At 53.0% G+C, this 5667-nt stretch carries 10 protein-coding genes; all 10 read left to right on the forward strand.

Going from position 1 to position 5667, the window contains the following annotated elements; translation table 11 throughout:
- Window positions 1–260 (forward strand): terminase TerL endonuclease subunit (locus HMPREF3178_RS31695; protein ID WP_228705134.1); only part of this gene is annotated, 260 nt, incomplete at its 5' end.
- Complete coding sequence (locus tag HMPREF3178_RS31280) at window positions 257–418, forward strand: hypothetical protein (RefSeq protein WP_163584205.1); 162 nt, start codon at window positions 257–259, stop codon at window positions 416–418. The genes HMPREF3178_RS31695 and HMPREF3178_RS31280, both read left to right, overlap by 4 nt.
- Window positions 408–1634, forward strand: a complete 1227-nt coding sequence (locus HMPREF3178_RS11165; protein WP_070585156.1) for a phage portal protein — start codon at window positions 408–410, stop codon at window positions 1632–1634. The genes HMPREF3178_RS31280 and HMPREF3178_RS11165 overlap by 11 nt, the downstream gene beginning before the upstream one ends.
- Window positions 1627–2226, forward strand: coding sequence for an HK97 family phage prohead protease (locus HMPREF3178_RS11170; RefSeq protein ID WP_032439289.1), 600 nt, complete (start codon window positions 1627–1629; stop codon window positions 2224–2226). The genes HMPREF3178_RS11165 and HMPREF3178_RS11170 overlap by 8 nt, the downstream gene beginning before the upstream one ends.
- A gap of 9 nt (window positions 2227–2235) precedes the next feature.
- On the forward strand, window positions 2236–3474 hold the full coding sequence (locus tag HMPREF3178_RS11175) for a phage major capsid protein (protein ID WP_070585158.1): 1239 nt from the start codon (window positions 2236–2238) through the stop codon (window positions 3472–3474).
- Window positions 3475–3551: 77 nt separating this feature from the next.
- On the forward strand, window positions 3552–3869 hold the full coding sequence (locus HMPREF3178_RS11180; RefSeq protein ID WP_070585160.1) for a head-tail connector protein: 318 nt from the start codon (window positions 3552–3554) through the stop codon (window positions 3867–3869).
- Window positions 3870–3877: 8 nt separating this feature from the next.
- The gene (locus tag HMPREF3178_RS11185) at window positions 3878–4216 is read left to right on the forward strand and encodes a phage head closure protein (RefSeq protein WP_070585162.1); all 339 of its coding nucleotides are present in this window, start codon (window positions 3878–3880) and stop codon (window positions 4214–4216) included.
- Window positions 4213–4662, forward strand: coding sequence for an HK97-gp10 family putative phage morphogenesis protein (locus HMPREF3178_RS11190; protein WP_070585165.1), 450 nt, complete (start codon window positions 4213–4215; stop codon window positions 4660–4662). The genes HMPREF3178_RS11185 and HMPREF3178_RS11190 overlap by 4 nt, the downstream gene beginning before the upstream one ends.
- On the forward strand, window positions 4659–5006 hold the full coding sequence (locus HMPREF3178_RS11195) for a gp17 family tail completion protein (RefSeq protein WP_070585167.1): 348 nt from the start codon (window positions 4659–4661) through the stop codon (window positions 5004–5006). Before HMPREF3178_RS11190 ends, HMPREF3178_RS11195 begins: the two co-directional genes overlap by 4 nt.
- A gap of 56 nt (window positions 5007–5062) precedes the next feature.
- Window positions 5063–5667: phage tail protein (locus HMPREF3178_RS11200; protein WP_070585168.1), on the forward strand; the 605-nt coding region annotated here is incomplete at its 3' end.

The following is a 5667-nucleotide window of genomic DNA, read 5'->3' on the forward strand; positions in this document are numbered from 1 at the left end:
CAATGAAGGAAGTCGAGGCGAAAATTTACGCCGGACGTTTTCATCACGACGGTAACCCGGTGATGACCTGGATGATGTCCAACGTCACCGTCAAACCAGACAAAAACGAGAATATTTTCCCCAACAAGGCCACGCCTGAAAACAAAATTGACGGTCCTGTCGCGATGTTTATTGCGATGAGTCGCTTGCTTGTTAATGGTGGTGGTGAAGTTGACTTCCTGTCCACTATCGACCCTGACGAAGACCTTTTACTTCTATGAAAACTTTAATCACTGATGCTATCGGGCTTACCGGGTTTGGTTCGCTCGCTGCAGGCGTATATCTGCAGTTCGGGCTGGCGCCGTCTCTGATGATGTCCGGTAGCCTGCTACTGCTTTATGCGCTGGTGGCGGCAATGAGGGGGAAAAATGCTGCTTGATGCCCTGTTCCGTAGTGAACCACTGGAAAACCCCGCCACGCCGATCACGGGTGAATCGGCAGAAACCGATAACATTTTTGCCCGCGACGTGTTTGTCAGCCCGGAAACGGCGATGAAGCTGGCTGCGGTGTATGCCTGTATTTACGTTATCTCTTCGAATATCGCTCAGATGCCACTGCATGTTATGCGGAAAACCAATAACAAGGTTGAAGCTGCACGCGATCACGGTGTGTTTTACCTGCTTCACGATGAACCGAACATGTGGCAGACCAGCTATAAATGGAGAGAGTTAAAGCAGCGTCACATTCTGGGCTGGGGTAATGGTTACACCTGGGTTAAGCGCTCCCGCCGTGGAGAGGTTTCCGGGCTGGAATGCTGTATGCCCTGGGAAACAACGTTGCTTAACACAGGCGGCCGCTACACCTATGGTGTCTACAACGAAGAGGGGGCGTTTGCCGTCAACCCTGACGATATGGTGCATATCCGGGCGCTGGGGAATAATCAGAAAATGGGGCTCAGTCCAATCATGCAGCATGCCGAGACAATCGGTATGGGGATGAGCGGGCAGGCATACACCAGTTCATTCTTCAACGGTAATGCGCGGCCAGCGGGCATTATTTCGGTAAAAAACCAGCTTAACGACGAAAGTTGGGGGCGATTAAAAAGCATGTGGCAAAAGGCCACTGCCGCTTTGCGCAGCCAGGAGAATAAAACGATGCTTCTCCCGGCAGAGCTGGACTACAAAGCGCTCACCGTTTCCCCGGTTGATGCCCAGATCATTGATATGTCGAAGCTGAACCGGTCGATGATTGCAGGAATATTCAACGTTCCGGCACACATGATTAACGATCTCGAAAAAGCCACTTTCTCAAATATTACGCAACAGGCCATTCAGTTTGTCCGCTACACGATCATGCCGTGGGTGACGAACTGGGAGCAGGAACTCAATCGCCGCCTGTTTACCCGTGCAGAACTGGCCGCCGGGTATTACGTCCGGTTTAACCTGACAGGCCTGCTACGCGGAACCCCGCAGGAGCGTGCTCAGTTCTACCACTTTGCGATCACTGATGGCTGGATGAGCCGCAACGAGGCGCGAGCCTTCGAAGATATGAACCCGGTAGACGGCCTGGATGAAATGCTGGTGAGCGTTAACGCGGCTAACCCGGCAGACGATTTTAAGGCGCCAAAAACCGACGAGGAAAAAACCAATGAATGACCGTGAAACGCGCTGCTATAGCGGGGAGGTTCGCGCGGAACAACGCACCGATGAACCGACCCGCATTCTGGGTTACGGATCGGTGTTTAACAGTCGCTCTGAACCTCTCTGGGGATTCCGTGAAATCATCAAGCCCGGAGCCTTTGACGATGTGCTGAATGATGATGTACGTGGGCTGTTTAACCATGATCCCAATTTTATTCTCGGACGCAGCGCCGCCGGAACACTTTCGCTGTCTGTCGATGAGCGCGGCCTGCGTTACGACATTACAGCGCCGGATACGCAAACTATCCGCGATCTGGTTCTGGCACCGATGTTGCGCGGTGACATTAACCAGTCGTCCTTTGCCTTTCGCGTCGCCCGTGATGGCGAGCACTGGTACGAGGATGACGAAGGGGTAGTCATTCGTGAAATATCGAAGTTTTCCCGGCTGTTTGATGTCAGTCCGGTGACCTATCCCGCATATCAGGAGGCCGATTCCGGCGTCCGATCGATGAAAGCCTGGCAGGAGGCGCGCGACGGCGGTGCGCTAAAGAACGCCATTAATCAACGAATGGCGCGTGAGCGCCTGCTGACCCTTCTTAACGCGTAAGGAAAAATCATGAAACTGCATGAAATGAAGCAAAAACGTAACACCATCGCCAAAGATATGCGCGCACTCCATGACAAAATTGGTGATACGCCCTGGACTGATGAGCAGCGTACCCAGTGGAACGCTGCAAAATCAGAGCTTGATTCCCTTGATGAGCGTATTGCACGCGAAGAGGAACTGCGTCGCCAGGATCAGGACTATATCGATGAAAATGAGCCGGAACAGCGCCAGCAACAGAACCGTGATCCAGCAAACCCGGAAGCGCAGGCAAATGAGCGCAGGGCAGCGGCGTTTAATGCGTTTTTGCGCCGTGGTCTTGGCGAGATGAGCGCTGAAGAACGCCAGGCTTTAAAGGAGCTGCGTGCTCAGGGTACGACGCCGGATGAAAAAGGGGGTTACACCGTACCAACCCAGTTCCGCAATAAGATTGTTGATGCACTGAAAGATTACGGTGGTATTGCCAGTGTGGCCCAAATCCTGAATACCTCAAACGGACAGGATATCGACTGGGCAACTTCTGACGGTACCGCTGAAGAAGGTGAACTGCTTGGCGAAAACACCGAAACCAGTGAAGAAGATGTATCTTTCGGCGGCGCGACTCTGGGAGCAAAGAAACTTTCTTCCAAAATCATCCGAGTGTCGAATGAATTGCTGCAGGACAGCGGCGTCGATATCGAAGCATTTCTTGCCGGACGTATCGCAACGCGCATTGGCCGAGGTGAAGCGAAATATCTGGTCCTTGGCACCGGGACGGGTACACCGCTACAGCCGAAAGGACTGGCGTCCTCAGTAACAGGGACGAAAAACACGGCTTCAGCGACAGCTTTCACCTGGAAAGAACTCAATGCGCTGAAACATGCTGTTGATCCCGCCTATCGTAATGGCCCGAAAGTTCGCTTTGCCTTTAACGATGCAACGCTCCAGTTGGTGGAAGAGATGGAAGATGGCCAGGGCCGTCCTCTCTGGTTGCCGAACATTATCGGTGGCGCGCCTGCTACTGTTCTGCAGGTGCCGTATGTTGTGGACCAGGCTATTCCTGATATCGCGGCGGGTGCCAAATTTGCTTACTTCGGCGACTTTAACCGCTTTATCGTTCGTCGCGTCACCTACATGACGTTGAAACGGCTGGTGGAGCGTTATGCTGAGTACGATCAGACTGGCTTCCTGGCCTTCCATCGCTTCGACTGTGTGCTGGAAGATACCGGGGCAATTAAAGCGCTGGTGGGCAAACCGGCATCTGGCGGCTAAGGCAATAATCAGCTTCAACCTCCACCGCTCCGGCGGTTTTTTTATGCCCGCAGTTCGCTGCGGGCCAGGGAAAAACGATGAGCACAACGATTGAAAAGTTAAGGGCCCAGTGCCGGATCGATGCTGACGATGAAACGGAAGATGAATTGCTGTTGCTTTATTTCGCATCAGCGCGCCGTCGTGCGGAGAACTTCATTAATCGGAAACTGTATGACGAAAACATTCCTGATACCGATCCCGACGGACTAAAGATTGCCGACGATATTCTCCTGGCGCTGATGCTGCTGGTGGGCCACTGGAATGAGAGTCGCGAAGAAGCTTCCGATCTTAATAAGATGAGCATTCCCTTCGGCTTTACCTCGCTGCTTGAGCCCTATCGATTTATTCCTCTGTAGGAGGTGATATGCAGGCAGGAAGATTACGGCACCGCGTCACCATCCAAAATTTCACAACCTCCAGAACGCCTTCCGGCCAGCCAGTCGAAACATGGGAGGACGGAAAAACCATCTGGGCCGAGGTTAAGGGGATAAGCGGTCGGGAGCTGTTAGCCGCTGGTGTTGAGCATGCCGATGCGACAATCAGAGTCTGGGTGCGTTTTCGCAGGGACATTTCATCTTCATCCCGACTGAAAGTACTTAACGGCCCTTTCAAAGACGCGGTTCTTAACGTTACGGGGCCTCCGGTGCCGGATATCAAAGGTACCCGGCTGGAAATTCTCTGCAAACAGGGGACCGAAAAATGATTGATGTGAATCTGGATTTTTCCGGTTTGCAGGATATCGCCCGAGACCTGCAGACCCTCAGCAAGGCTGAAAACAATAAAGTCCTCCGGGATTCTACTCGTGCCGGGGCTGAAGTGCTCCGCCAGGAAGTGATTGATCGGGCTCCGGAACAGACTGGTAAGCTGAAGAAAAACGTTGTTGTCGTCACCCAGAAAAGCCGCCGTCGCGGTGAAATCGCATCCGGGGTACATATTCGCGGTGTTAATCCGCAAACAGGGAACAGCGACAACACCATGAAGGCCAGCAACAAACGGAATGCTTTCTACTGGCGCTTTGTTGAACTGGGAACGGCAACAGCTCCTGCTCATCCTTTTGTCCGCCCGGCGTTTGATACTCGGCTGGAAGAGGCTGCACAGGTAGCCATGCAGAGAATGAATACGGCGATTGATGAGGTGCTGGCTAAATGACAGAGGATGATATCTATGATCTGCTGTCGCGTCTGGCTGGCGGAAGGGTTTATCCGTATGTGGTGCCGCTTGGCAGTGACGGGCTTCCCGATGTTCCCGCGCCCTACATCATTTTCTCGATACCGACTGACGTATCCGGGGATGTGTTCTGCGGGCAGGCCGAATCGACGCTGCACATTCAGGTAGATGTGTGGGCCAAAACGAACGATGAGGCCAGGGCGTTGCGGCTTGAGGCCCTTGCCCGGCTTGAAGTGCTTTCTCCTACCGAGGTGACCAAAATCCCCGGCTACGACACTACAACCCACTTGCATCGGGCAACGCTCGAAATAACGGTCATTGCCTGACTGGAACCAATCCAATCTGACCGCCGCTGGCGGTTTTTTCATATATGGAGGCTGCAATGTCAGCACTATTTGAACGCGCCCAAAAAACGGTAGTAATGATTACCTCTGTGCCGGTCACCGCGGCAGAGCTGGATACTGCAACCTGGTTAAACCTGAGTTGCACTATCAAACAGGCCAGCTTTACCGCTGGTCAGAAAAACGATATTGACGTGACAGTGCTCTGTTCGGATGAAACGGAAAATATCAACGGCCTTCCTGCTCCGTCTGAAATGTCACTTTCCGGTAACTTCTACCGCAACCCGGCGCAGGATGCACTTCGTGCAGCATATGATAACGACGGGGTTTATGGGTTTAAGGTTATTTTCCCGTCTGGTAATGGATTCCTGATGCGCGCTGAGGTGCGTCAGCACACCTGGGATTCACAGGCAAATAGCGTTGTTGCTGCGACTTTCTCCCTTCGTCTGAAGGGTAAGCCGAGCAATATCGATGCCTCCGGCATCCTTGCATTTAGTAGCGATCTGCCAGTCACTGAATCAGTTACTGCCGGGAGTCCACTGTCCTTAAGTGTGGTGGCTACAGGTGGTAAAGCTCCATACACCTACGTATGGAAAAAAGGTTCGTCAACCATCAGCGGGCAGACCAGCGCAACGTTTAATAAGGC

Source organism: Klebsiella sp. HMSC09D12, assembly GCF_001808475.1.
Lineage (GTDB): Bacteria > Pseudomonadota > Gammaproteobacteria > Enterobacterales > Enterobacteriaceae > Klebsiella > Klebsiella oxytoca.